Annotated in this window: 2 protein-coding genes; both read right to left on the minus strand. The window is 42.7% G+C overall.

The window, feature by feature from the left end; genetic code table 11:
• Positions 1 to 94: 94 nt before the first annotated feature.
• The gene (locus DCC82_RS00850) at positions 95 to 772 is read right to left on the minus strand and encodes a response regulator (RefSeq protein ID WP_015865096.1); all 678 of its coding nucleotides are present in this window, start codon (positions 770 to 772) and stop codon (positions 95 to 97) included.
• 31 nt (positions 773 to 803) lie between these two features.
• Complete coding sequence (locus DCC82_RS00855) at positions 804 to 1,949, minus strand: sensor histidine kinase (RefSeq protein ID WP_108430203.1); 1,146 nt, start codon at positions 1,947 to 1,949, stop codon at positions 804 to 806.
• Between the last annotated feature and the right edge of the window lie 189 nt (positions 1,950 to 2,138).

Raw genomic sequence — 2,138 nt, forward strand, 5'->3', positions numbered from 1 at the left:
GGCGATTCATCTCCCACTTACTCCGCTTCGCTTCGTTGAAGTGGGAGTCTTCTCGCCTAATTAAGATAAATTGTCCAGCCATTTTCCGCAAACATTAGCGCACTTCGACCCAGCCGTTTTTGATGGCGACCACGACCGCTTGTGTACGGTCATTGACATTTAATTTTTGTAAAATGTTGCTTACATGATTTTTCACCGTTTTTTCGCTGATATATAGCGCCTCACCGATACCGCGGTTGCTTTTTCCGTCTGCTAATAGCTGCAATACTTCACATTCACGGCGCGTTAATAGATGAAGCGGCCAGCGAACTTCGCGTTTTCTTTCTTTGTTTTCGCCTTTTTCCGATGCAAGCCGGCGGTATTCGCGAATCAAATTGTGCGTCACTTTCGGATGCAAGTACGAGCCGCCTTCTGCGACGATTTTCACCGCTTCAATCAATGTATCTGCATCCATTTCTTTTAATAAATAGCCGGTAGCCCCTGTTTGCAATGCGCGCATCACATAGTTTTCATCATCATGAATCGAAAGAACGACAACTTTTGTATCAGGGTACGTTTCAATCAGCTGTTTCGTTGCCTCTACTCCATTGATGTTCGGCATGTTAATGTCCATAATGACAATGTCAGGGCGGTGCTCTTCTACAATCGAAAGGGCTTCGCTTCCGTCCGCGCCTTCTGCGACGACTTCAAACTCCTCTTCAAACTCTAAAATTCGCTTAATCCCTTCCCGAAATAGTTGATGATCATCAATAATGGCGATGCGTGTTTTCATAACCTCTCCTCCCTTTTTTGATTATGTTACGTTATACATTTAACGGAATACGAATGAAAATCGTTGTACCGAATCCAATCTTTGACCGAATCGTTAATGTCCCTTCCAACAATTCGACCCGTTCTTTCATGCCAATAAGTCCAAAAGCATTCTCTTTTTTTACCGTTGTGTCAAATCCTTTCCCATTATCTTTTACCATCACAAACAGCTGGTTGTTATTCATTTCCGTTCTCACTTGAATTTCGGTCGCTTCCGCATGCTTTAGGGCATTTTGTACTGATTCTTGAACGAGACGGAACACCGCAACTTCCATTCGGGCCGGTAGTCTTACTTCTTCACCAATGTGTACAAAGGAGACGGCAATCTCCCTATTATAATCTTCGATCGTTTGTAGGTATTTTCTTAGTGTAGGAATTAAACCTAAATCGTCAAACGCCATTGGTCGCAAATCATAAATAATTCTTCGTACCTCATAAAGAGCAGAACGAACCATTTTTTTAAAATCGCGAATTTCGGCAATCGCCGCTTCAATGCCGCGATCTTTTAACACTTTTTCAATGAAGTCGGAACGAAGAATGGCATGGGCGAGCGTTTGCGCTGGACCATCATGAATTTCCCGCGATAGCCGTTTTCTTTCCTCTTCTTGCGCCTCGATAATTTTTAACCCAAACTCTTGTTTTTGTTTAGCCCCTTCAATAAATTCCCCCACTTGACGGAAGTCGCTGTTTAAATAATCAAGAACAACCGTAATTTGTCCAACTAAATGCTCTGCCCGTTCAATCGTTTCTTTCAGCCCAACTAAGCGCCGCTCGAGCTCATCGCGCCGCAGCCGCAGCTGTTTTTCCCGCTCGCGGATCATCGCCAGCTCCATGTGCAATTCATGGGCCTTTTCGTATGCTTCACGAATTTCCTCTTCCGAATATAGCGAAAAATCCTTGCTTACTTCCGCAAGACGCTGCCGAGACAGCCGGGTTTGTATTTCCAGTTTATCCGCCTCTTCAATCGTCTGTTTAGTTAGCATCTTCACTTCCAACAATTCTTGAAGCAGCTGTTCATGTTCTTGGCGTGACTGTTCACCGATCCGAAAAATTTCGTCTTTGCTATGTTGAACGGTGTCGATCATTTTTTCGACAATTTTATCTAATTCTTTTGCATCCAACGTTTTATTTGAAGACATACAAGATCCCCCGTAAACGCTTTGCTGCGCTGCTTTCTAATTTTGTGTATCTGCACCAAAAAAATTTATTTGAAGGAAAAATGTTGTCGATTTATAATAAAAAAAGCATCCAATAACAATACAGCTCTGAGGAGTAAAAATTCTTCGAGATAAATTGAACTTCTAGCCCCCAAATTTTGATAAATATGC

It is taken from the genome of Geobacillus sp. LYN3 (assembly GCF_003064505.1).
Taxonomy (GTDB): domain Bacteria; phylum Bacillota; class Bacilli; order Bacillales; family Anoxybacillaceae; genus Parageobacillus_B; species Parageobacillus_B toebii.

Coding starts and splice junctions, on each gene's coding strand:
- DCC82_RS00850 (WP_015865096.1), bottom strand. CDS start 772: ATGAAAACACGCATCGCCATTATTGATGATCATCAACTATTTCGGGAA.
- DCC82_RS00855 (WP_108430203.1), bottom strand. CDS start 1,949: ATGTCTTCAAATAAAACGTTGGATGCAAAAGAATTAGATAAAATTGTC.